The 24,175-nt window shown below is 47.5% G+C and carries 23 protein-coding genes; 6 read left to right on the top strand and 17 right to left on the bottom strand.

The genetic code is table 11. The annotated features are described in order from the left end of the window. Positions 1 to 84: 84 nt before the first annotated feature. The 3 genes from M1D61_RS01480 to M1D61_RS01470 all read right to left on the bottom strand — a co-directional run bounded on the left by M1D61_RS01480 (position 85) and on the right by M1D61_RS01470 (position 2,589). Positions 85 to 1,287: an ROK family protein gene (locus M1D61_RS01480; protein WP_458120862.1), complete on the bottom strand. Its 1,203-nt coding sequence runs from the start codon at positions 1,285 to 1,287 to the stop codon at positions 85 to 87. A 102-nt stretch (positions 1,288 to 1,389) separates the two neighbouring features. Next, positions 1,390 to 1,734 carry a DUF3139 domain-containing protein gene (locus M1D61_RS01475; protein WP_458120861.1) on the bottom strand — a complete coding sequence of 115 codons (345 nt, stop codon included), beginning with the start codon at positions 1,732 to 1,734 and terminating at the stop codon, positions 1,390 to 1,392. A gap of 213 nt (positions 1,735 to 1,947) precedes the next feature. Beyond that, positions 1,948 to 2,589 carry an NAD(P)-dependent oxidoreductase gene (locus M1D61_RS01470; protein WP_458120860.1) on the bottom strand — a complete coding sequence of 214 codons (642 nt, stop codon included), beginning with the start codon at positions 2,587 to 2,589 and terminating at the stop codon, positions 1,948 to 1,950. Positions 2,590 to 3,011: 422 nt separating this feature from the next. On the opposite strand from M1D61_RS01470, the gene M1D61_RS01465 reads away from it, so the two are divergent. Beyond that, entirely contained in the window at positions 3,012 to 3,887 is an 876-nt protein-coding gene (locus tag M1D61_RS01465) for an NAD(P)-dependent oxidoreductase (RefSeq protein ID WP_458120859.1), read from the top strand. 146 nt (positions 3,888 to 4,033) lie between these two features. Here M1D61_RS01465 and M1D61_RS01460 read toward each other — a convergent pair whose 3' ends face one another. Beyond that, entirely contained in the window at positions 4,034 to 4,594 is a 561-nt protein-coding gene (locus M1D61_RS01460) for a guanylate kinase (RefSeq protein ID WP_458120858.1), read from the bottom strand. A gap of 214 nt (positions 4,595 to 4,808) precedes the next feature. On the opposite strand from M1D61_RS01460, the gene M1D61_RS01455 reads away from it, so the two are divergent. After that, positions 4,809 to 5,561, top strand: a complete 753-nt coding sequence (locus M1D61_RS01455; RefSeq protein WP_458120857.1) for an ABC transporter ATP-binding protein — start codon at positions 4,809 to 4,811, stop codon at positions 5,559 to 5,561. After that, positions 5,558 to 6,316 (top strand): ABC transporter permease, encoded by a 759-nt coding sequence (locus tag M1D61_RS01450; protein ID WP_046212609.1) that lies wholly within the window; start codon positions 5,558 to 5,560, stop codon positions 6,314 to 6,316. The genes M1D61_RS01455 and M1D61_RS01450 overlap by 4 nt, the downstream gene beginning before the upstream one ends. Positions 6,317 to 6,414: 98 nt before the next feature. On the opposite strand, the gene M1D61_RS01445 is transcribed toward M1D61_RS01450, so the two are convergent. Together M1D61_RS01445 and M1D61_RS01440 are read right to left on the bottom strand one after the other, a co-directional pair. Continuing rightward, positions 6,415 to 7,323, bottom strand: a complete 909-nt coding sequence (locus tag M1D61_RS01445) for a DMT family transporter (RefSeq protein ID WP_046212608.1) — start codon at positions 7,321 to 7,323, stop codon at positions 6,415 to 6,417. Between the two features lie 933 nt (positions 7,324 to 8,256). After that, positions 8,257 to 8,829: a TetR/AcrR family transcriptional regulator gene (locus M1D61_RS01440; protein WP_458120856.1), complete on the bottom strand. Its 573-nt coding sequence runs from the start codon at positions 8,827 to 8,829 to the stop codon at positions 8,257 to 8,259. 184 nt (positions 8,830 to 9,013) lie between these two features. On the opposite strand from M1D61_RS01440, the gene M1D61_RS01435 reads away from it, so the two are divergent. Further along, entirely contained in the window at positions 9,014 to 9,883 is an 870-nt protein-coding gene (locus M1D61_RS01435; protein ID WP_458120855.1) for an alpha/beta fold hydrolase, read from the top strand. Positions 9,884 to 10,137: 254 nt separating this feature from the next. Here the strand turns inward: M1D61_RS01435 and M1D61_RS01430 are convergent, their stop codons facing one another. The 5 genes from M1D61_RS01430 to M1D61_RS01410 form a co-directional block, all read right to left on the bottom strand. Then, the gene (locus M1D61_RS01430) at positions 10,138 to 10,908 is read right to left on the bottom strand and encodes a nucleotidyltransferase (RefSeq protein ID WP_458120854.1); all 771 of its coding nucleotides are present in this window, start codon (positions 10,906 to 10,908) and stop codon (positions 10,138 to 10,140) included. Between the two features lie 287 nt (positions 10,909 to 11,195). Next, on the bottom strand, positions 11,196 to 11,723 hold the full coding sequence (locus M1D61_RS01425) for a hypothetical protein (protein ID WP_458120853.1): 528 nt from the start codon (positions 11,721 to 11,723) through the stop codon (positions 11,196 to 11,198). A 1,058-nt stretch (positions 11,724 to 12,781) separates the two neighbouring features. Beyond that, the gene (locus tag M1D61_RS01420) at positions 12,782 to 12,970 is read right to left on the bottom strand and encodes a hypothetical protein (protein ID WP_458120852.1); all 189 of its coding nucleotides are present in this window, start codon (positions 12,968 to 12,970) and stop codon (positions 12,782 to 12,784) included. A 358-nt stretch (positions 12,971 to 13,328) separates the two neighbouring features. After that, positions 13,329 to 13,823, bottom strand: a complete 495-nt coding sequence (locus tag M1D61_RS01415; protein ID WP_458120851.1) for a hypothetical protein — start codon at positions 13,821 to 13,823, stop codon at positions 13,329 to 13,331. 136 nt (positions 13,824 to 13,959) lie between these two features. Continuing rightward, positions 13,960 to 14,739 (bottom strand): DUF5677 domain-containing protein, encoded by a 780-nt coding sequence (locus M1D61_RS01410; protein WP_458120850.1) that lies wholly within the window; start codon positions 14,737 to 14,739, stop codon positions 13,960 to 13,962. A gap of 496 nt (positions 14,740 to 15,235) precedes the next feature. On the opposite strand from M1D61_RS01410, the gene M1D61_RS01405 reads away from it, so the two are divergent. Both M1D61_RS01405 and M1D61_RS01400 read left to right on the top strand, forming a co-directional pair. Then, the gene (locus M1D61_RS01405) at positions 15,236 to 15,529 is read left to right on the top strand and encodes a DUF6509 family protein (protein ID WP_458122392.1); all 294 of its coding nucleotides are present in this window, start codon (positions 15,236 to 15,238) and stop codon (positions 15,527 to 15,529) included. Between the two features lie 24 nt (positions 15,530 to 15,553). Beyond that, positions 15,554 to 16,249: an NAD(P)-dependent oxidoreductase gene (locus tag M1D61_RS01400; RefSeq protein ID WP_458120849.1), complete on the top strand. Its 696-nt coding sequence runs from the start codon at positions 15,554 to 15,556 to the stop codon at positions 16,247 to 16,249. Between the two features lie 94 nt (positions 16,250 to 16,343). Here M1D61_RS01400 and M1D61_RS01395 read toward each other — a convergent pair whose 3' ends face one another. The 6 genes from M1D61_RS01395 to M1D61_RS01370 all read right to left on the bottom strand — a co-directional run bounded on the left by M1D61_RS01395 (position 16,344) and on the right by M1D61_RS01370 (position 23,931). Continuing rightward, complete coding sequence (locus tag M1D61_RS01395; protein WP_458120848.1) at positions 16,344 to 17,363, bottom strand: S-layer homology domain-containing protein; 1,020 nt, start codon at positions 17,361 to 17,363, stop codon at positions 16,344 to 16,346. Positions 17,364 to 17,447: 84 nt separating this feature from the next. After that, the gene (locus M1D61_RS01390) at positions 17,448 to 18,557 is read right to left on the bottom strand and encodes an amidase domain-containing protein (protein ID WP_458120847.1); all 1,110 of its coding nucleotides are present in this window, start codon (positions 18,555 to 18,557) and stop codon (positions 17,448 to 17,450) included. A gap of 300 nt (positions 18,558 to 18,857) precedes the next feature. Then, a complete protein-coding gene (locus tag M1D61_RS01385; protein WP_458120846.1) occupies positions 18,858 to 20,042 on the bottom strand; it encodes a response regulator transcription factor in 1,185 nt (394 codons plus the stop codon). Position 20,043: 1 nt separating this feature from the next. Continuing rightward, positions 20,044 to 21,933: a sensor histidine kinase gene (locus tag M1D61_RS01380; protein ID WP_458120845.1), complete on the bottom strand. Its 1,890-nt coding sequence runs from the start codon at positions 21,931 to 21,933 to the stop codon at positions 20,044 to 20,046. Positions 21,934 to 22,201: 268 nt separating this feature from the next. Then, positions 22,202 to 23,026, bottom strand: coding sequence for a carbohydrate ABC transporter permease (locus M1D61_RS01375; protein ID WP_046212599.1), 825 nt, complete (start codon positions 23,024 to 23,026; stop codon positions 22,202 to 22,204). 14 nt (positions 23,027 to 23,040) lie between these two features. Continuing rightward, on the bottom strand, positions 23,041 to 23,931 hold the full coding sequence (locus M1D61_RS01370) for a carbohydrate ABC transporter permease (protein WP_458120844.1): 891 nt from the start codon (positions 23,929 to 23,931) through the stop codon (positions 23,041 to 23,043). Positions 23,932 to 24,175 lie beyond the last annotated feature (244 nt).

The raw sequence follows: 24,175 nt of genomic DNA, 5'->3' as shown, positions 1-24,175 counted from the left end.
TGCCTTTACATTCAAAGAGCAGACGATGGTGCTTATTTGGGTAGCGCCATTATATCTCCATCTTGCTTATTTTGTATCATATCGTTACATCTCCATCTCGTTCCACACCATAACTGCTGCTCCGGTCGATACGGCGGTCTCCTGCAGAATCCCGCGGGAGAATTCCGGCTGGTAGCTGTCCGAGTAATAGATGTTCTGCTCTGCTACCGCGATTGCGGTATTGTAAAACAGATCGCTCGCACTGATCATCACACCGCCGAGAATAATGCGCTCGGGATGCAGTGTATTAATCAGATTGGCGAGCCCGATACCCATATAGGCCGCCGACTGGGTGAAAATCTCCCGTACATACTCATTACCTTCCTCCAGCGCCTGAGCGATAGTGGCAAAATTAATCGCCTCCGGCTTGATCGCCAGATTGCCTCCGCTCCACTGCTCCCGGCTCATCTTGCTGCGTGCGCGGACCTGCTGCTCCACCGCCTGCACCGAAGCAAAAGCCTCCAATGCTCCATAATTGCCTGTGCCATGCAGCCGGGGGCCATCGGTCTGAATGATCATCTGTCCGATCGAGCCTTCCATATCGATCGCTCCGTGAACGATACGACCGTTGGAGATCATCGCAGAGCGCAGACCTGTACCCACATGCACATACAGCATATGGCGGATATCTTCTCCGCGTACCATCCAGTGTTCACCGGTGAGCGCGGTATTGGCTCCATTTTCCAGAATAACGGGCAGCCCGGTCGCTTCGGCCAGCCAGCTGCGCAGCGGCACATTGTACCAGCCCGGCGCTGCAAAATAAAGCGGATTCAGTATCAATCCCTGCTCCCGGCTGAGCGGTCCGACCGCGCCGACACCCAGACCCAGCACCATCTCATGGGGAATACGATGATGGGCAAGCAGCTCACGGACCTGTCTGCCCACATGCTCTACGAGGCGCTGCGGAGTCATCTGCTCATCCATGTTCCAGCGTACCAGTTCCAGCGGCTTCATCTCCATATCGTACAGACCAAGCACCGAATAGATTCGCGAAATATCCAGCCCCAGTATATACCGGAAGCCCGCATTTACCTGATACAGAATCGGCCGCCGACCGCCTGTGGATTGTCCGAAGCCGGATTCCATAATCCAGCCTTCCCGGGTCATCTCATCCAGCAGACGGGTCAGGCTGCTGCTCGTCAGCTGAAAATGCTCCATGATCTCTGCTTTGGAAATAGGGCGCCGGGAGGCGATAAGATCATATACCGCTTTTTTGACAGAGGGTATCCCTTTGATGTGCTTTACCATATCGATTCACCATTCCCTATAATTCTGATCGGAATTATTTTTCATCATTATATATGGTTTTTTGTGGGAATGCTATGTATTTGTGAGAATTTTACAGTTGAACTATTTTTCCAGATGTCTCAGAGGTTCACTGTTCGCAGGCCTGCTGATTTCTCCATCGGTGGGCCATACATCTGTCTGGATAACCGGTCTATGCGCATAGTAGATATAGGTCGCATACGGCTCATCCCGGAAAATGACTTTGACGTAAAAGTCCGGTATCTTCATCTCCCATACTCCCTGCACGGAGGCGATGTCCTGCTCGCGGTAATGCTTCTGCTGGATCAGATATTCCTTGACCCGGTCAGCGTAGATGAGTTGGTTCGCCTGTACATAAGTGACGGGTACAAGAATCACCAGCAGCACCAGCATGATCGCGATGATATTTTGCCATTTCCGTTTGTTCATGATTCCTCCCTTGGATCGAATGGTGTGGCATGGCTTCGGACAGCAGGAGATCTGCAGCAGAAACACCCTTTTCCCTGCCATCATTTGGTAATTATAAAGGGTCATGCTTCCGTTCAGCAAGTATTGCCTTGAAGGCAGTTGTATACAGCAAAAAGCCCTGTCTCCCGAGGCGGAATATCCTCAATCGGGAGACAGGGCGGTCTATATTGATGCTTATTTGGCTTCGGTCACTACGCTGATGCGTTCGTTCACATGGGCTGCTTTTTCCGCTTCGTCCACGATAGCGATCGCATAGTCGGCATAGCTGGAATAGCTGTTGCCTTCACTGTTGACGATCATTTTCTCGCCGCCCAGTGTATAGGAACCGGTACGCGGCCCCTCGGCATCAAAGAAAGCGCCCGGGCTCACATATGTCCAGCGAATGCCGGAAGACTGCTTGAGAGCTTCCAGATTGCGGCCCATATTGGTCGCGGTAGGCTTGTATGCATCCGGGAAATCCGGTGTATGGTACAGCTGTGTCGTCAATTCGTCATCCACATACAGACTGCCTGCGCCGCCGACAACGATCAGGCGGGTATCCGGAGCGCCGCTCAGAATATCGATCAGATGACGACCCAGAGTGACATGCAGCTCTTCCTGTCCCTGCGGTGCAGCAAAGCCATTAACGACTACATCATACCCTTTGATATCTTCTGTAGTCAGTTTGGTAGCATCCTTTTCTACGACATTCAGCTTGTCGTTCTGTACTTTGCCGGCGCTGCGCACCAATGCGGTTACTTCATGTCCTCTGCGCAGTGCTTCCTCTGCGATCAGTGATCCTGCTTTGCCTGTGGCTCCGATAACTGCAATTTTCATTGTGGTTTCCTCCTGGAAATGGATTATTTATCATGCAACAGCAGATGAGTCTGTTCATGTTCTACATGTAACAATTATAGTTACATGTAGACGGATTGTCAATCCGATTTTTTTTCATAACCTGTTGTCATCGGAAAAAGTCAACTTCATATCTCGCAGCAATGAGGCCCTGCACCGATCTTCTGACTGTTCCGGCAGAAACGATATGATACAATCAAGCAGGATAAGCGCTGGTCTTTAGTGGTTATTAACCTATATAGACCATGGCTCAAGCGTGCCGCATGCAAAAGCGGTTGCACTGGCAAAATAGGCAGATGTTATGCTTTGTTGTGCATGATTGATGACCACAATAGAGCTGGCGGCTGCAGATAATGCCATGCTTGAGTCCTACTATTTCGATACAGGTAAAGGAGTGTAATCAAATGAAAAATCTGGCATGGATCGGTACAGGACATATGGGACTGCCGATGGCCCTCAATTTAGTAAAGGCAGGTCACACCGTTCACGTATATAACCGGACTGCGGACAAAGCAGCTCCGCTGCAGGCAGAAGGCGCAGTACTGCATCCCTCTCCGGGAGCCGCTGCTGCGGAAGCGGATGCGGTATTCATCATGCTGACCAAGGGCGATGCAGTTACCGAAGTGCTGAGCGGTGATGAAGGGATTCTGGCGAACATTCGCCCCGGAACGGCTGTTATCAACATGAGCACGATCAGTCCCGGCGAAGCTCGTGAGCTGGCCGAACAGACCCGGCAGGCAGGAGGCATCTATATCGATGCCCCGGTATCCGGTTCAGTCGCACCTGCAGAGCAGGGACAACTCGTAATTCTCGCAGGCGGCCCGGCAGAGGCAGTGCAGCAGAGTCAGCCTTATTTTGATATTCTCGGCAAGCATACGATTCATTTTGGAGATGTCGGTGCGGGCAGCTCCGCCAAACTGGCGATTAACCTGATGCTGGGCGTATCCATGCAGGGGATTGCCGAAGCGCTGGTCGTCGGGGAACAGGCCGGACTGCAGCGGGAGCAGATTCTGGAGATGATCAGCCAGTCGGCCGTAGCCACACCGATGCTGAATGCCAAAAAGGACATGCTGCTGAATGAGCAGTTCCCGGCGGCCTTTATGATCAGCCTGCTGTCCAAAGACCTCGGTCTGCTGATGGACGAAGCCCGCCGTGACGGCATCGATCTGCCGCTGGCCGCTGCGGCGGACAAGACTTTTAGTGAAGCGAATCATCATGGCAAAGCCGATATGGACATGGCAGCAATCTGGCTGGAACTGCAGGAACGGAATCGGAAGTAAGCAGAGCCATCGATATTCATGGGCTGAGATGAACTCATGAAAATGGCAGCATCGTCATCGACCGGTCTAACCGGAATACACCAAAAAACGGCACTCTATTATAGAGATGCCGTTTTTCATCCGTCTTGTCTGGTATCCTGCGGCTGTTATGTGCCGGATGGTTTTTTTTGAATGCCTTCGCGGATGTAATCGATGATCGTCTCCGCGGTTCGCAGCTGACCATCGCCGTTGCGGATAATCAGATCACACTGCGAGAGCGCCGCCATTTCCTCGTCAAAGGAAGCCATTCGCAGCTCCTGCTCTTCGATACTCACCTTGCGTTCAAACAGTCGGCGTGCCAGCTGCTCGCGGCTGGCCGAGACACCGATCAGCAGCGCCCGTTCACCGAGCAGCTCCTTGACCAAACGGGCTCCCCGGGCATCCATCACACTGGATCGTACCTGGCTGCTATGGCCGTCCTCCTCCAGTGAACGGATTGATGTGCCGTACAGATTGCCCCGGTATTCGCTGATCTCCAGCATCAGTCCCTGCCGGTGCATCAGCTCCATCTGCTCTCTTGTGGCAAAATGATACTCCCTTCCATCCTGCTCGCCCGGTCTGGGCGAACGCGATGTCCAGGTCACGACGCGCGGCAGACCAAGACGCGCCTGCAGGGTACTTTTGCCTGATGCACTTGGTCCCTGGAATATAACGATGCTAAATGACATATGCGTTCCTCCTGATCTATGGAACACAGCGCACAACCGAAGCACTGTATCCTGTCTATTCCTTTTGATCATTTTTGTACAATATGCTGTATTATACAAATGAGCCATCGGTTGTACAAGCAAGCTGTATATTTTTGATCCTGTCAGCTTCGCTTAAGATATACCTGTATGGATTCGTATTCTATTTTATTATTTCGGAAAGGTGTCCCTTCCTATGAATTCAGTGACTCCCGCGCCCCTAGCGGTGCAATTTCAAAATGTCAGCAAAAGCTTCCCCGGACCCGATCAATCCGCACCTGTACCGGTGCTGCGACAGATCAGCGGCACGATTCCGGCAGGCAGCATCACCACCCTGATCGGTCCTTCCGGCTCCGGCAAAAGCACTCTGCTCTCGCTCTGCAATCTGCTGCTGACGCCGGATGAAGGCAGCATTCGCATCCAGGGCCAAGACATACATAGCTGGCCGATCACCCGGCTGCGGCGGACGGTCGGCATGGTCTTTCAGGATTCCCCGATGCTGCCGGGCACCGTACAGGACAATCTGCTGACCGCCAGCCGGCTGCATGGAACAGACAGCGGCGATCCCGCCCGCTGGCTGGAACAGGCCGAACTGCCATCCAGTCTGCTTTCCCGGCCGGCCCAGGAACTATCGGGTGGTCAGCGTCAGCGTCTCGCCCTGCTCCGTACACTGGCCGGCCAGCCGGATATTCTGCTGCTCGACGAGATCACTTCGGCGCTCGATCCGTCTTCGGTCAAAGTGATCGAACAGTTGCTGCTGCAGCTGAACCGAGGCAGGGGAACGACGCTGATCTGGGTAACGCACCAGATGGAGCAGGCCCGCCAGGTCAGTCAGTATACGTGGTTTTTACAGGATGGACGGCTGGTCGAGTCCGGTCCGGCGACAGCCTTTTTCGCACAGCCGCAGACGACGGAAGCGCAGCGCTTTTTGCAGGGGGAATCCTCATGAGCATACTCGCATTAAGTCTGTCGCTCTGCTTTGTACTGCTGGCTGTGGTGCTGTCCCGCTCGTTCAAGCTCGGACTGGAAAAGGATGTGCTCATTGCCATGATCCGAGCTGCAGTGCAGCTGTTGATCATCGGCTATGTGCTGAATGCCATCTTTGGCCTAGAAAATCTGTGGGTCGTCGGATTGTTCGTCATACTCATGATCACCGTTGCCGCACTGAATGTATCCAAAAAAGGCAAAAACATTCCGCATATTACCCTCAAAATCTTCGCCACGCTGGTCGTCGTGGAGATTATTACACAGGCGATCATGCTGGGACTGGGTATTATTCCGGCACACGCCCGCTATATTATCCCGATCAGCGGCATGATTATCGGTAATTCCATGGTGCTCAGCAGCCTGCTTGTCACCCGGCTCAAGTCCGAAGTGCAGCTGCGCCAGCGTGAGATTATCGTGATTCTGTCGATGGGCGGCACGCCAAGGCAGGCGATCCTGCCGGTGCTCAAAAGCGCCGTCCGCTCCAGCATGATCCCGACGATCGATGGCCAGAAGACAATCGGACTCGTCCAGCTGCCCGGCATGATGACCGGCCAGATCATCGCCGGCGCCGACCCGATTACCGCGGTAAGATTTCAGCTGCTGATCGTCTTCACCCTGATGACCTCGGCGATTATTACGAGTATTCTGCTCGGTCTGCTGATCGCGCCGAGCCTGTTCAACAAGCAGCAGCAGCTTCTGTTGAAGCCGCTGGAGTAGGATTATTTGCAGGTTCACTCCTAACTACAGCTGTCCAGCATCATATGAAAAAGGCCCGGAGTGATTGCATAAATATCACCCCGGGCCTTTTCTGTTTATTAATTATTTAATTCCAATGATCCGTTTACTTCTTTGGTTTTGGGCGTCCGGTTCACGAGCAGAATGCTCACAACGATCAGCACCAGACCGATTACCAGGTTAACCGTCACCGATTCACCCATAAACAGCACGCTCAATATGATTGATACGAGCGGAATCAGGAACGTATAAGACCCGACCGTACTCGCCTCACCGGAACCCACCAGACGGAAGAAACACAACCAGCTCAGCGCAATCGCGAAAATCGAGATAAACAGCAGTACCCCGATAAATGTCGCATTCCATGTAATATCCGCCCAGCTCTCTGTCCCGCTGCCGACTGCAGTCATGACGACGCCACCGATCAGCAGCTGAATCGTCACGAGCCAGATCGGATCGACCCGCTCACCGACTTTTTTGACATAGACGGTACCAACGCCCCAGCTCACTGCCGAAGCCAGTGCCAGTACGATACCGAGCACCGAGATGCTGCCGGTAAATCCGCCTGCACTGATCGTGGCTACGCCTGCACAGCCGAGCACGAGACCGATCGCTTTGAGCGGATTCATGGACTCACCGAGCCACAGCCAGGACATAATGCCGACCAGTACCGGCTGCAGGAATACAATCGCCGAGAACAATCCGGCTGGCATGTAGGCGATACCGATCGTCTGACAGCCATAGAACAGAATAATATTGAGCACTGCCGAGATCACATAGATCGGCCATGTCTGCCGCCAGCGCAGTTCACGCAGCTTGGGCAAAGCGACAACCAGCAGCAGCACCCCGGCGATCAGCGTCCGAATACCCGAAAATAAAATAGGCGGAGCATACTGCAGACCGTATTTGGACAGTGGCCAGTTCACACCCCACATCAAAATAAGAAACGTCAAAAAGAGGGCAGTCTGCCCTTTCGATAGTGCTTTCAAAATAATCTTTTCTCCTTTAAGCGTCTGCTTCATTTCTTCCCAAATGAAGCGCTTTAATGATGTAAGTAATGAGTATACATCCGTTTTAACAATTGTTCAATAAGCATTGCACCTATGTTCATTTAATAAAATGGATTTTGTGAATTCTGTAAGGGTCTACATCAGGCCGGAATCACACTATTTTTATCAACTATCTGTATTTTGCTGTCCGCCGTATCTGATTGATTTCAAAGTCAGGTCGTCAATTGTTTTGATATTCTAATGTCTTGCACTCTACACAAAAAGCACCGATAGGGAAATCGGCGCTTCATCATCTTATTCTTCGCTTATGGTTTCCCTGTCTTTAAGGTTGCAGATAACGTTCCTGTATTCACGACCCGACGTATGTCGGGTGTCCGGCGAATGCCAGACCAAGAACGCATGTCCGCAGCGTGAATATTATGTTAGACGATAGATTCAACTTCTTCGAACTACAATCATTGATTGAATTTTTATAATTGTTTGCTTTCATGGCTTTTAAACTGTTAAGTAGTATATAAGCAGAAAGCTCAATATCATCTTATAAATCCTCTAATTTATTGCTATATAAGTTGAACTAAACAATTACACGTTCAAACAAAGTCGATCAATCACTTCTTGCGACTGCTGGTTCACACGGTTCATCCTCATACAACCTATGTATTAGATAATTCCCTCAAATTCTAACATAAGCAAAATCTTCGAATCACTCTTAAATCCACTCCCACCTTTGCTTCCAAGTATATCATGCACTGGGAATTGCGAGAATATTCCGATATGTAAAAAGGACTTAGAAATGATCGCTTATCTAAGTCCTTTTTGCATATCCTTTTACTTTTCCCTAAGCTCTAATCTTCGTCCTGCAGCTGCATAATTTCTTTGCCGACTTCTTTTGTAAGCAACATCCTTGACGAATCAGGAAGTCTTTGAAAAACGTTGGATCAAAATTTCGGCTGCTTCGCGAGCATGCATCGCAGATTCTCGGTCGGTCTCCAGCATATTGGCAGTTATCGCCCCCTCTAAGAGCAAGTACAACGTGTTCGAGACGGTTGTTGGCTGCTGGAAATCGCATTGGGCTGTAAGCTCTGCAATGTACTCTCGCAGATAAGACTTATACTGGTGAGACGCCTTATGATATGGATGACTGCTGTCCGAAAATTCCGAAGCTGCTTTGATAAAAGCGCAGCCGGTAAAATTCGGCTCTGCAAACCATTCCCCCAACACATCGTATACAGTCAGCAGACGAGCCTGCGGCGTTCCGCCACGATTATCGATAGAAGATTTGAACCATCCCATCCACTCTTCAGCCTGCCTCTTCAAGTAAGACAATACGAGTTCATCCTTGGACGGAAAATGATTATATAAAGTCATTTTGGCAACCTGGGATTCTGCTACAACCTGATCGACACCTGTTCCGCGGATACCCTGTTGGTTGAATAGCTCTGAGGCGACCCGAATGATTTGTTCCTTTTTGCTTTTATTCGCCATCTGATGATCTCCATTCCAAAATTATTCTGTTTATTTTCAATGTATACAGCTCTGTATAAGTATAGTACGGGGAGCAAAAGATAATTGCAAATAAAAAAACACTTGTAACTATACAGACCTGTATGTATAGTTACGGTAATACGAGATTCGTATTGTACCAAAATCCAAAACCGAGGTGATTTAAATGAATGTCAAAAACAAGTATGCTCAGGTAAACGGCTTAAACCTTTTTTACCGGGAAGCCGGAAACAGAAAGAATCCAACTGTTTTGTTACTGCACGGATTTCCTTCTTCCTCGCATATGTATCGGAACCTGATCGTTCGACTCGCGGATCGTTACCATGTCATCGCGCCTGATTACCCGGGATTTGGCAGCAGCGATCAGCCGACTATCGCCGAGTTCACGTATACCTTTGAAAATCTGGCCAATCTGATCAATGCCTTCGCCGAGCAGCTGAATTTGGAGAAATACAGCATTTACGTGCATGATTACGGCGCTCCAATCGGGTATCGCCTGGCCGTTATGCATCCGGAACGCATTCAAGCCATCATTTCACAGAATGGCAATGCTTATGAATCAGGTCTTGAATCCGCTTGGGCTCCGATTCAGGCTTATTGGAAAAACCCTAATAATGCGGAGATCCGTCAGGGAGTAATCGACCTGTTATCGCTCGAAATTACGAAGTATCAATATGTGAACGGAACGCGTGATCCTGAAGCAGTCAGCCCGGACAATTGGAGGAACGATCAAATTCACTTGACCCGGGAAGGCAACCAAGACATTCAACTTGCGCTGTTCTATGATTATCAGAATAACCTGCTGGAGTATCCGACCTGGCACGAATATTTCCGAGAACATCAGCCGCCGGTTCTGGTCGCTTGGGGACGGCACGATATCTTCTTCGGCTACAAAGGGGCTCTCGCCTACACCGAAGATCTTCAGAACGTTGATGTACACTTGTTGAACACAGGACATTTTCCGCTTGAAGAAGATCTGGAGATTAGCGTTAAGCTGATTCTGCACTTCCTGGATACTCAAGTAGCGTCTCGTTAAGCCTAGTAATTATACAGACCTGTCTGTTTATTTAGGGGTAACTCTCTCTATTGGAGTCTTGTTCGCTGAAACCGAACAAGCTGCATGAGAGGGAGTTTCTTTTTGTACTTATCCGAATAGATTATGAATAGGGACAACAATACTGCCTATTCTGTATATGAGTTTAGCTAACGTTCCTGTATTGAAGACTTATTGGATGCTGGGTTCTAGTAAATATAGGGTTAAGAACGAATATCCAATGCGTGAATGCGTTGTTAATCGAATGAAGTTCTGGATGCAGCTATTGTATTCAAGGCCTTCTCAAAATAGCTATATACTTCATCTGCAATTTCCAGAAACTCTTCAACAATCACATTATGACTATCCAAGTAACAAGCATACAGATAATTAACTAAAGCGGAGTCAATCTCACAATAGTTGATTATGGCATTCTTCATCTTAATCATGTCATCTTCCCATACACCTGTATCTTCTAAAACCAAAGAGTATAATGCACGAACTAATCGCTTAGAGTAACCTTTAATTAATCCAGTTTTCACTGTGTGATCACTAGCATTAGAAAGTAAAAGATGTCTATGATCTACTTCCTCCTTGGTCTCTCTATTTAAGTCCAAAATAAATTCTGGAGAAATGATGATTGGTGGGACTTTTTCACCAATGTCTTGACCATATATGCAAACGCAAATGATCTTAATCCAAAAACCCCAATCATTTGGTCTACTTCGTACATCGTCAATCGAGCAAATTGTCGTATCAATCTTAGTTACTACTGGATATTTTTTCAAAAACCTGTCTTTAATATTTGACAATCTTTCATAATCAATATCTTTGGGATTTGCACATACAATCGTAAAGTCTGCATCTGACTTAAAAGGTTGAGCCGTTCCTTTTGGGATCGAGCCACACATATAAAGGCTATGAATTTCACCTTTAAACTCAGTAAGTATATGATCGATGTACTTATCAACAAAATCCTTATATTCATTTTGTATGACAATTTTATTTATAACTTTTTCCAAGATCATATAGACTCCTCCTAAACTAAGAACTTCTTTCGGGTAACGTTCTTGTATTCGCGACCAGACGCATGTCGGGTGTCCGGCGAATACCGGGCCAAGGGCGAATGCTTCTTCAATAAAATGAAAAACCACCGATGCCTAGCCACTCGTTACAATAAGACAGCGAATATGCTCGAGGATTTTCGGCTTTGATTTCGAATGAAATCCGGCTTAAGTAGGTTTGTGTACATGCTTTAAAGCAGGAAATTTTTAGTCGAAAGTACAACCATCTAAACAAAAGTATTATTCAAAAATCAATCAATAGACCCTAGCTTCCAGGTGCCATTTTTATCGGTTACGAAATATAACATCTTATCAGTAGGTTTGTCGCTGCCACCAATCGCAATGGTATACTTCAACGGCATCTCAATTCTGCCTGATTGTTCAGTAACCTTGCCAATACCCGTAAAGGTAATACTATCCTCAGATTGAATGCCAAAAAGCTTTTGCTCAATTGCATAATCAGAATCACTAGGAGAAGGGAATGCACTTGCATATAAATCGGTATCCTGCTGGACGACACCGTCCATCAAGTTTTGAAGCGAAGTTTTAATTTCATCGTTTAACAAAGGATCTTCAATCTTTGAAAGATCAAAGTTAATCTTTCTAACGGGTGCCTTTTGACTTTCTTGGTCATTGGCTGCCACTTCGTTCGATTTTTCTGGTTGTTCAGCAGTGGTAACTAAAGAAGTAGTCGCTGCTGATTCTTTTTGGCTGGAACAACCAACCATAGCAATCACGCACAAAGCAGCAGCAAAGCTCGCTAGTATCCTTGGGTTCATAACATCATTCCTCCTCTAGATCAGTCTACTGTAGACGTTACGATCGTAAAGCAGCTTCAAACGGCGGTTTTGCTTGCTAGGAATCACAACGATTGCGGTTTGCATACAGAGCCTATTATGAATTCATCACATAGGTAAACACTAAAGATATTAATTGTTTATACGTTATTCCTGCTGGCACGTCCACAGCAACAGCTTCCCTAGAGACGCTTAGATAACGTTCCTACATTCACGACCCAACGCATCCAGACCCAGAGCCTAAGACCGCAGCGTGAATATTATGTTATCTGATGTGCGTTCTTCTTCGGGATTACTATCAAAATTCACTCTCTAAATTCTTATCTAATTCTTTCAATCATGGTATCTAGAATTTCACTTATGCTTTCCATTTCAATTCTTTTTGTTATTCGAGCAAGTAGTTCTGTTTTTATTCCTTAAATGATTCTCCATTAAAGTTGAATAACATTTTGTAGTACCCAATGTCTCTCTTTGAATACTCAATTCGAAGATAGATTTCCAAATACTCTTTATTGTCAATTTCATTCTCTTTACCAAACATTCTAACTGCATAGTTATCAAAAGAGATCTGCATTTCCTCTTTGTTGTAACTGCCAAAGAGTTCTTCGAATTCGTGTAGTTCTTCTTCTATGTAATGATTCATAGAGATCCAGAAACCTTGAAACGTTCGATCCAATAAATTATCTGTGTTAATCCAATTTCTAATTTCACTCGTCCTCATTTCTGCTAACGTCCTTTTCTTATATAAGATTTAACGCATTCAGAATCGTTTCTGTATTCACAACTCAGCGTATGCTGGGTGTCCGGCGAATGCCGGACTCAGGACGACTGTCCGCAGCGTGAATATTATATGCTGTCGAGGCTTTACTTGAATAATCTACACTACTTCATAGCTTAACTAATCCTTACATTCAAAATCCTAACGCGATTCTCAACCCTAACAAATATCAGTTTGGAAAAGTGACTATCCACTAAAAAATCAAGCTGCCCCTTTACTTAGGAGGCAGCTTGATTTAATATTCGTCGGTTTGTCAGACGTTTTATTTTCCGAATTTGATATTAGTTCTTAAAACTATAATGAGTACCATAAATAATGCCGATAGCCCCATCCGAATCTGTAGCGCAGCAATATCACTAGGTTCTACTGGTTTTTCAAACATTCCAAAATAGCAGAAGTATAAAAAAACAGTAATTGAACTAATTAATAAGACATTCAAAAGTCTTTTCAAAGATCGTTCCTCCTTTAATATTCTTGAATAGTGTGTAGCCAGTAACAATTGAACTTATCAATCCTATAAGACCAATTAGAAACAAAATCAATTTCACAAAACTACAACTCTCACTGGAATTTCACTTAATTATGTAGATTTTTCCCTCTCATGACGCGATAACCTTGAAGTTGAGTCATATTTAGCTCTCCTTGTTTCTTGAAATCTTTAGTGGCATTGCGTATAACGTTCCTGTATTCGCGACTCGACGTATGTCGAGTGTCCGGCGTATGCCGGACCAAGGGCGAATGCCGGACCAAGGGCGAATGCCTGCAGCGTAAATATTATGTTAAGTGAAGTTCCTGTCCTCTTGAAATACTCACATCTTATCTTCTATAAATTCAGTTTTGTTTGCTTTAATCCACCCATTCATAATTTGTATGGTCGTTTTTGAATTGTTCTTATACTTCTTATGTAGCGCTCTTACCCTATCCTTTAGCTTGGGATCGTTTTCTAAATCTGTTGGGCTTATTTCTTTCCCCTCTTTCCCTTGCTCCATCATGAGGATTTCGATATCCTCAAGTCGTTTAGACAGGTCAACCGCATTGAAGTATTTCAACCCTCTCTTTATTCCGTTCCATGATTTCAATTCATTGATGTGATAAGCCGAGAACCAGTAAAACTCTTCTAAAGTTTGGGTATGGTTGTGAAAAGAATAAAACAAATAGAGCCCCTTTTGTCCTTCACTTAATTGATTGTACATCTCGGATTTGGCTAAAAAGTCTTTCCCTCGAACAGCTAGGAGCATAGGTTCGATACAAATCCAACTTAGTGATTCACTTTCTAGGTCTGTTTGATTAAGTTTTACTTTCATTGAATTCTCCTCTCATAAAAGCTTTTCAGGAATTTCACTTAACGTTCCTGTATTCACGACTCGACGCATGTCAAGTATCCGGCGAATGCCGGATCAAGGGCGTATGCCCTCAGCGTGAATATTATGTTAGTCAAAGTTATTCTGCTTCTTCGCGCACTCTTTCAAATTCTTCTCGAATTAATTTCTGGCATTCATTGCACTTCTCCATTAATTCATCCGTATTCAAATTCATGTTTTTCAAAGAAATATATAATACTATCCTTGAAAGTTCACACGACTTAGACAAAATATCAGTTGCTGAAAAACTTAGGGGGCCTACGGCTACTGATAATTCATCATTTTCGTCGAACATAAAGCCTTTAGATGCCGTTATATTAGAATGCACATAACTTGAATCAAGTTTATAAACTGCTTCATACCAAAAATCCATATTCACGTCTTTAGCCATATCTGCAATAGAAGTTTCAGACCATTGAGATTTATTCTTATAATTGCTTTTAGTCGCTTCATAATTTTCTTTGATTTTATTGCGACGTTGTTCATCTATTTTAGAACCACCATAATGTTTCTCAATAGTTTCAAGCAACCTATGTTCTGCTATATGCCTATATTCAATAAATCTATCCAATCTTTTTTCTGGTTCTTTAGATATGTATGCAATAACAATGGCGATTTCGACCATTGTTCTGAGAATAACGCTTGCATCCTCATTAAATCCCGAAACTACCAGTAGCCGAAATGACAACATTGATTTATGGAACTTAGCTAGAAAATAAAGAGATGTATGCGATAACAAGTTATTTGGAACTTCACCTCCTAACAAATATTTATCTAGCTCTAAGACCATTAGCTTATGAGCTTCTAATGATTTTGAGTGACGCATTTCCATATCATTTACTACTTCTTTGATATACATCTATAGTCCTCCTCAAGAATAATTTCGACTAACGTAATATTTACGAACTTCATACAACTTGAACTTTTCAAGGTATTTACAAACTTCTTTTTTATTGTAATTATATGCCAAGTCACACTCAAAGTTCCATCATTATGTAATTCCTAATTACATGCCTTTTCGAACATAACCAAGTTAAGGCAGTATCCATCACACTCTGAACATTATATACGGGAACCACATCGCCTTCCTCAATTCATCGCGAGTAGAATCGAGCTGCCAGTCTTATTTTGGTAGTCCTAACCGTTTTAGGATACTTGGAGTGAAGCCTGGAGCAGTCATAACTTTTACGAACAAGGATTGTACATCTTATATATAGCTCCATCCTTCCTCCTCTTCTATAAACGCTTCATTCCCCATTTACAAGCATGATATAATAAATCTGGCGCGGTATTGCGCCCATACTCACTACTTTATAAATAAGCGCACCTATCGATGCGCAGGAGGTATACATTTGATGGAAATCACAAATTATCAGGTAGAATGGATCCGTGATCCATTTGGCATTCTGACCGGCAAGCGTTATGAGTTCATGCTGGATCTGAATGTTGACGAAGAAGACGATCTGTACACGCCAAACGGCGTCTATATCCGCGCAGTGTACGGTGTAGACGGCGAACAGGGCAAGCTGGTTACGTACGATCTGCTGGAAAAGGGAACCGATCGTCTGCTGGAATTCGATCTGGAAGACGATGAGGAAGCTGAACTGGCCGAGTTCTGCAGCCAGCACTGGAACGAAGCTGAAGAATAATCCATGGGGCAGGAGTGATCATTCATGAGAATTCTGCTATTGGGGGCAACCGGCCGGGTAGGAAGGATCGTTCTGCAGCATCTGCTGCGTGAACAGCACGAGGTTCATGTGCTGGTACGCTCGCAGGAGAAACTGCAGGAGCAGCTGACCGAGGCGGACGCCGATCCTGAACTGTCGGAGCGGTACCACCTGCCGACTGCGAATGGAGCAGCGACGCAGCAGGAACGGCTGCACATGTTTACCGGCAGTGTACTGGAGCCGGATAATCTGGTTGCTGCTCTGCAAGGAGTGGACGCAGTCATCAGCGCTATTGGTACAGATGGTACGGATACACTCTCTGCGAGTACCCGGATACTGATTCCACTGCTGGAGCAGCAGGGTATCCGCCGATTGATCACGATCGGCACCGCCGGCATTTTGCAGAGCCGGACCGAACCCGGGCTGTATCGCTACCAGTCCTCTGAATCCCGGCGGCGAAGCACACGCGCTGCCGAGGAGCATCGCAGCATGTATGAACAGCTGCAGTCGTCGTCGCTGGACTGGACGATCATCTGTCCGACCTATCTGCCGGATGGGAACTATACCGGTAATTACCGGGTGGAGAGGGATATACTGCCGGAAGGCGGTTCCCGGATTTCCACGGCGGATACTGCGGGTTTTGCCTGCCGGCAGTTACAGGATCAGCAGTTCCTGCGCGTCCGTGTGGGGATTGCCGATTAATCAATAGAATCATGATGCCTTAACCAACAACAGGGCCACGGAAGAGAAGTCTCTTTTCCGTGGCCCTGTTCTCCTATATACAGCTATTTCTTCTTCACTTCACAATCTGAAAAGTTTTGCCAATCCCGGCCACTTGATTCGACATCTGTTTATACTGCTTTGTCTGTTCGGGACTGGAAGGATCATACTGGACATCTGTCGGTGTAAAGAGCAGATATACCTTACCATTATATTCTCCGAGCTTCTGCACAGGAACCTGCTCTTTCACTTCTTTTTGCTGATCCTGCCACTGCTTGGCTGGCCAGATCGACACGGTAAAGACCACCCCGCCCCATTCTTTTGCCTGCTTGTCCACAAAATCAATCGCCATGGTCTTGTTGCGCTTCACCGGAATCACTTCATATTTGCCGGACCAGCTCTCTGGCAGCTTCAGGGAAAAGTGATGATCCACATTCGTATATCTACTGTTCCCACTCGTTTTGTCACCTGTATCCTTCTCATTTTGTCCAGAAGTATATTTCTGCTCTGCCGCCGGACTCGCTTGAAGCTTATCAACGTTCTGGCGAAGACGCCGGATCATAGTGATCGCCTCGGCACGTGTAACCGGATCGTTACGATGAAATCCTTCTACAGTAGCTGAGGTTTTGCCCTCTACCAGATCTTGATCCAGCAGATAACGGATCGAATCCGTCTCACTGTAATTTTTACCGACTGCATTTGTCATATAGACTGCTGCCTGTCCTCTTGTGAGTACATCCGTACCATTCCCGGATGACGGAACACCATTCCAGCCCAGGCTGCTGGCATACTGCAGGTAAGGAGCTGCCCAGTCTCCGGATACTTTGCTTGTGTCCAGATCGGACGGCTGATAAGCACGCAGCAGCATCGTCAGATATTCCTGCTTATTAACCTTTTCGGCAGGATGAAAATTCTGATCCGGATATCCCTGAACGATCTGCTCCTGCACTCCCCACTGAATCGCTGTGTAACCCCAGTGCTCGCTTGGTACATCCTGGAACATGCTCGTCTTGGCTTCCGCCCATCCACTGCTGAGCGGCCAGCTCAATCCAGCTGCCAGCGCAATACAGAGCCCTTTTCGTATGTAATTATTCATGATCCCACTCCCTGACATAAGATTTAAATAAATGACGGTCAAGCTTGTAGCTTAACCGTCATTATATAACTTTTTGTATAATTTTTACAGGTACGCTGGATTGATTTTGTAGTATGCATATTCACTGTCTTTAAAACCTGCAAATGAAGATTTCAATCGATCATTGGTATGTGCACTGTAAAGCATAGTTACTCCATCATTGGCTACAACGAACATAACATGAGAATAAGTACGGGCAAAGATAAACCCGCCTGCTGCTGTTGTTGCTTTGGTGCCCTGCTGGAAATAACCTTTGTTGTCCACCATGTACTGTTTCAATCCATTGCTGCCATTAAAACCGGTAGTGAGCCATGACTGTGATCCTGATTTCCATACGCTATCTGTAGGTATACCTCCAGCACGGATAGCCTGTGATACAAAGTTGGCACAATCATTTGGATAATAAGGATATGCCGGATTATATGTCTCTGGATGACTGTTACTCATATTATTTGTCCACTTATTAGCATAGTCTCTGGCCGCAATACGATTATACTTAATAGCCGCCAACGCTGTGAGTGATGCTGTTGGACGGTCCAGCATATAAGTGTTTTCTTCTACACTGGCAGCTTCCATACGGATATCCTGAGCTGCCTGACGGTCGACTGACTGATTGGAATTGGGAATAAATGCTTCAGCAGGTACAAAGTCCATATAGTCTTTGAATTCCAATGTTATTGTATCTGTATTCAATGCTGCCTGCTCAATTGAACCCGAAATGCGAAAAATATCATTCTGATCTTGTTCTACTCCGATATACTGGTCAAATTCAGCCACCTGATCCTTGACGATCGCTTGAACTTCACGATAATCATTAGCAGCTATAGAGGGTCGAATCGACTTCATTTCCTGATGGAGTGCCTGAACATATGGAAGTTCTTCTGCAGACTGAGCCTTCAACTCTTTGACCATTGAGACATCCGCCAGCGCTTGAAAATGATTATCCTGAAGCTTTACTTCTTTTAATGTCACTTGAATATTATGGATAATATAGTAAGGATCATAAGCCTCTCTTACAAAATGTTCTACGTAGTTACGGGCAGTCTGCTCATAATCAGCTGTGTTCGTTGCATTTCCAGTCTCTTCAGCAAATACCTGAGCCGGTAAACAGATAGACAACATGAGTACAAAAACCATCAATTTTCGAATTGACATTATAATTCTCCTCACTCCGATGATTTAATAGGTACTTTTCGTAACTTGTAAGACTTTACTGCTCACTATTTCAATCTCATTCAGACCCTTCACGCCAGCAATCTGCTTTAGCCGTGAAAATAGATATGTATTTCAAAACACCTCCCACATAAATACATTTATTGTAATATAAGTATTTTGGCACATAGATAATATAGTACTTTTTTCAAAAATTATCCATATATTTATTTATATTAATCATTTTTCCATCAAAAAAGACAGCTCTATATGAGCTGCCTTTCCCGTTTTCCTGCTGGCTTCTTAATGATCCGCCACATTCCGCTGCAACCGATATTCGGTCGGAGTCAACGTAAACTTCTTGCGGAACACCTGGGTAAAGTGTCTTACACTGCCGTACCCGATCTGCTCGGCGATATCGACCAGCCGCAGGTTCGGGTTGAGCAGCAGCTGCTTGGCCTGCTCCATGCGCAGGGAGATGACGTACTCCTTGTACCCCTGTCCTGTCTTCTGCTTGAACAGCTGGCTGAAATAGATCGGATTGAGGAAGACGACAGCTGCGACCTTTTCCAGTGATAATTCTTCATTAAAATGGGTCTTGATATACTGAAGCGCCACATGGATCGCCGTCTCGCTGCCGCGCGGCTCGCCCTGCTCCTGCACACCGGCGTCCTGACGTTGGCGCAGCTGACGCACTTCCCCGGCAATCCGGTCAAAGTCCCGGTGCGGACCGGAATGGACGCTGCGAAAAGGCTGGGTTTTCATGCATTTATGCAGATGGGAGCGAATCTGTTCCTGCAGTGCTCCGATCTCTACGCCGCTATCCGGCCGGATCAGACCGAGCAGACTATTCCGGTCAAAGCTGGTCACGAATCCCCGGCCGTACCGGTCAATCAGCTCGGTCAGTACATTTTCGATAATAAAATGTTCCAGTGGACCATGCTGCTGCTCGTTCTCCAGTTCGACCAGCAGCAGATAATACTCCGGGTATTCCTCCACCAGCGGCTCCAAGCTAAGCTTGCCGATACTAAGCCCGGCAGCCAGTCGCTGAAAGGCCGCTTCCCGCAAATATTTCAGGCCTTCCCGCAGCGTCTCTTCCCCGCGGGAATGAATCTGCTCCTGGCGAATCTCCTGGGTAAGCGATTCCATAAGTTCATTCAGCTTGGTCTTGCCGATCGGCTTGAGCAGGTAATCTCGTGCACCAAGGTGAACAGCCTGCTGGGCATAGCTGAACTCGGAGTGCGCCGAGATGACGACCCATTTGGCCTGGGGCTGCTTGTGCCGTGAGATGCGCATCAGCTCCAGTCCATTGATACCAGGCATCAGGATATCGGTCAGCACAATGTCCATCCGGTGCTCGCTCATCAGCTGTACGGCTTCTTCGGCAGATGCCGCCAGATGCACATGATATTCAGGATAGGCCGTCATGATCGTACGCTTGATGCCTTCACGGATAAAATTCTCATCGTCTGTGATCAGAATATGCATATCAGGTTCCCCTTTCAAATTCATTTCGTCCTGTCTGTCCATGATCGAAATGGCCGTCCGGATGATTCGGATAATGCAGCTGTCCCGGGACCGGCTTGGGTCCGGCGGGCTGAACGGGCAGCGGCAGCCGCAAAGTAACGATTGTTCCTTCATCCTGTATGCTCTCGATCCCAATCCCGTATTCTTCGCCAAACATGTACTTCAGCCGCTGATGCAGATTCTGCATGCCAATGCCCTGACGAACACCGGATGCCTCTCCTTCACCTGTCGGTTCGACCGTATACGTATCCAGTGAACGGCGCAGCCGCTCCAGTGTCTCGGCTGGCATCCCGGCTCCGTTATCCTGCACACGGATATTGAGATAATGCTCATCCGGTACGGCACGGACGGTGAGCAGTCCGGACTTTTGCGCTTCCAGTCCATGCTTGACCGCATTCTCGATCACCGGCTGCAGCAGCATCTTGGGCACCGGCAGATCCATCCACTGCTCGTCGATGGCAATCTCCACAGTCAGCCGGTCTTCCAGCCGCATCTGGATAATATTGAGATAATGACGGATCTGCTCCACCTCTTCACGCAGCGTGACTTCGGCATTGCCTTCCCAGTGGCTGCTGTAGCGGAACATATGGGACAGCGACAGCACCACTTCACCGAGCCGATCATTGCCTTTCTCATCCAGCATCCAGTAGATCATATCCAGTGTATTGTACAGAAAGTGCGGATTGACCTGCGATTGAAGCGCATGCAGTTCGGCGTTCTTTTCACTGACCGAGGAGATTTTGACACGCTCGATCAGTTCCTCCACCCGCTTGACCATATGGTTAAAGGAGGCGACAACAACATTGATCTCCTGATACGAAGTCACCCGGACCATCCCGTGAAAATTGCCGTTCTCCACCTGCTTCATCTGGCGGACCAGCCGCTGAAGTGGCAGTGAAATCGTACGGGAGACGATCAGCGCCACTAATGCGGAGACGAGAATCAGAATCGTAACCATGATGAACAGATAGCGCTTGGTCTGGGTCAGCTCCACATTCAGATCCCGGGAAGGTGTCGAGCTGACGACGGTCCAATCGGTTGTGCCCAGCTTGGAAGCCGCGATCAGACGGTCGCCCATCTGATCAACGATAACTTCTCCCGGATCGCTCGGCGTCTTCATATGCTCCGGCAGCAGGGTAGTCACCGGACTCGCTTCCAGTGAGGTTGGTACGGTCTTGCCTTCGCCGGTAATAATATCCACATCACTGTTCGGCCCCAGCTTGAGATTGCTCATCGCGGCCAGCACCGTATCCGCCTTGGCTTCGAACAGGACGATGCCGATCTGATGCTGTTCATTCAGATCGAAGATCGGCCGGCCAAAAGCAAACACGGCATCATCTTCTGTCTTATCGATCAACGAATGCGGAAACACACCGAGCCAGACCATTTTGCCGGAAGAACTGTTGATCCGCCGGTACCAGTCCGAGCTGTCGTAGCGGGGGTCCACGACCGTCGTATAGTTGCCGTAATTATAGATTTTGCCGTTCTCTCCGATAATGTGAATCCCGACCAGATCATCGCGGGAAAAGTAAATCGCTCCCATCATCGTCGTAATGGCGTGCTGGTTGATATATTCGATCTGCGGCGGAAGTTTCTTTTTCTCGCCTACCAGCCGTACGATATCGGCGTTGGTGCTGATCGACTTGGACAGGCTGTCATAGCTGGCAAGCAGCAGATCGAGCAGCCCTGCGGTCTGGGAGACGTTTTTCTGGGCGATCTCCCCCAGCTTTTCATGAAACTGTGTGGTGGTACGGTTGTAGAACAATGCGCTGACGATCAGCAGAATGGCCGTCATACAGAACAAAAACAGAATAAACAGCCGATGGTGGATGGAACGGAACCTGCGCGGCAAGGCAGCTCCTCCTTTCTGCATGTTCTTCAAAAAAAGCCAAAGGGCGACAGCGGCAGAAGGCTTTTTGCACCTCCTGCCCAGCTGCCGCCAGGCTCCTATATCTTGGATAATACCAGCTAAGGGATCTTTTTACAAAACAAACCGTAGTGGAACACAACGCCCGTCAGCCAGCATCATGCAGCTGCCCGCTTCGGCATCCCAACATCAGATACAGAGCGTCTCCATACTGTGATCGGATCGTCTTCGGTACACTTACTTATCTGGGTGTCTAGCCTTTAACCGCACCGGCAACCATGCCTTTGGTAATACGCTCGGACAGCAGGAAATAAATGATGATCACCGGCAGGGCGCCCATGATCAGGAACGCGCCGATGTTGCCGTAATTCACCGAATACTGACTGACAAACGTATACACCCCGAACGGCAGTGTCTTGAGATTCTCGGACGAGATAAATGTCGCTGCCACGATGTACTCATTCCAGATATTGATAAAGGTCAGGATACATACCGTCATCACCGGCGGCATAGAGATCGGCAGGATAATACTGCGGAAGATCCGGTACACACTCGCTCCATCCATGAAGGCAGACTCTTCAATATCCGTCGGAATCGAACGCATAAATCCGCTCAGGATAAACACGGCAATCGGCAGGGCAAATGCCGTATACGGAATAATAATCGACCAGCGGGTATCCAGCAGGTCCAGGTTTTTGAAAATGATCATCAGCGGCAGCAGCGTCGCCTGCATCGGAATCATCATCCCGAGCAGGAACAGCAGCAGCACATACGGTCCGTATTTCCATTTGAACCGGGAGATCGCATAGGCGGTCATCGCACTGAGAATAATAACAGCGACCAACGTCACACCGGTGACGAGCACGCTGTTGCCCAGATACTTGAGATAGCTGCCGGAGGTGTAAGCCTCCGAATAGTTATGCCACTGCGGTATAGTCGGCAGGGAGAAAAAGCTGCCGCTCAGAATCTCCTCGTTCGTCTTCAGGGAATACATGAGCAGCCAGAACAGCGGGTACAGCTGGGTAACAACCAGGATCGCGAAGAGAAGATACACGAATCCTTTTTTTGCTTTTAGCATCTCGCTCTCCTCCTTTAGGTTACCTTGCGTTCGACTTTGTTGAAGATAAAGTTAATCACAACCGTGACGATCAGACAGAACACCACGAGGAACGTAGCCACCGCACTGCCATATCCGTATTTCTGGGACAGGAAGGACATATTGTACATATGGGTCGCGATCGTATCGGTCGCATGTGCCGGTCCGCCGCCGGTCATAACCATAACCAGCTCGAACGCCTGCAGAGACCCGATAAATGCCAGTACAATCGAGATTTTGAAGATCGGCACGATCATCGGGAACGTAATATATCGGTCTGCCTTAAAACCATCTGCGCCATCGATCTTGGCCGCTTCGTAGATTTCATCCGGAATATTCTGCACGCCGGTGAACTGGATCAGCAGATGGTAGCCAAAGTACTGCCACAGCGAGACAAAGTACAGTGCATACATCGCGGTCGCCGGTTCGGTCAGCCAGCTGTGTGTCCAGTTCTCCAGTCCGAGCTGGATAAGGATACCATTCAGCATACCGCCCATTGAAGTCGGATTGTAGATCGTTTTCCACAGCTGTCCGAGAATAACGTTGGACAGGATAACCGGGACAAAATAAATCGTAACAAGCCGGCTGCCTTTGCGAACATAGCGGTTCAGCAAGATGGCGAACAGCAGACAGAACGGAATCTCAACCATGGAGAATACCGAATACATCAGCGTCCGCTTGACCGACGGCCAGAAGTTGGTATCTTCAAACAGCAGCGTATGGAAATTGGCCAGCCCAATGAACTTGGCATCTCCGATTCCGTTCCAATCCAGTGTAGCCGTATAAAAGGAAACCAGAATCGGCACAAATACGGTGCCTATGTACAGGAGCAGACACGGCAGTACAAAAATGGCGATCGTGCGGGCAGGTACTTTTAATACATTCATGGTTTCTCCCTCCTCTCCAGTGGTGGAGCCTCTTTTTGTATGGTGCAGCATTGTTGCAAAGTTACTGAGCAGATTGTGCATTAACCGCTCCGGCAAGAGATTCTGCCACGACCTCCGGTTAAGAATAGAGATCCTGAATGACCCCTCGCGGTCGATCTCTATTCTTAAAGGTCGGTCTTTGGCAGAATTCTCTTGCCTTCGCTAAGTGCTTAAAAAGCCCATGCATGAATAAAGGGGCGCTGGT

This window comes from Paenibacillus sp. Z6-24, from assembly GCF_054161335.1.
Note: the sequence above shows the minus strand (reverse complement) of the source record. Positions and strands in the feature narration are given on the sequence as shown.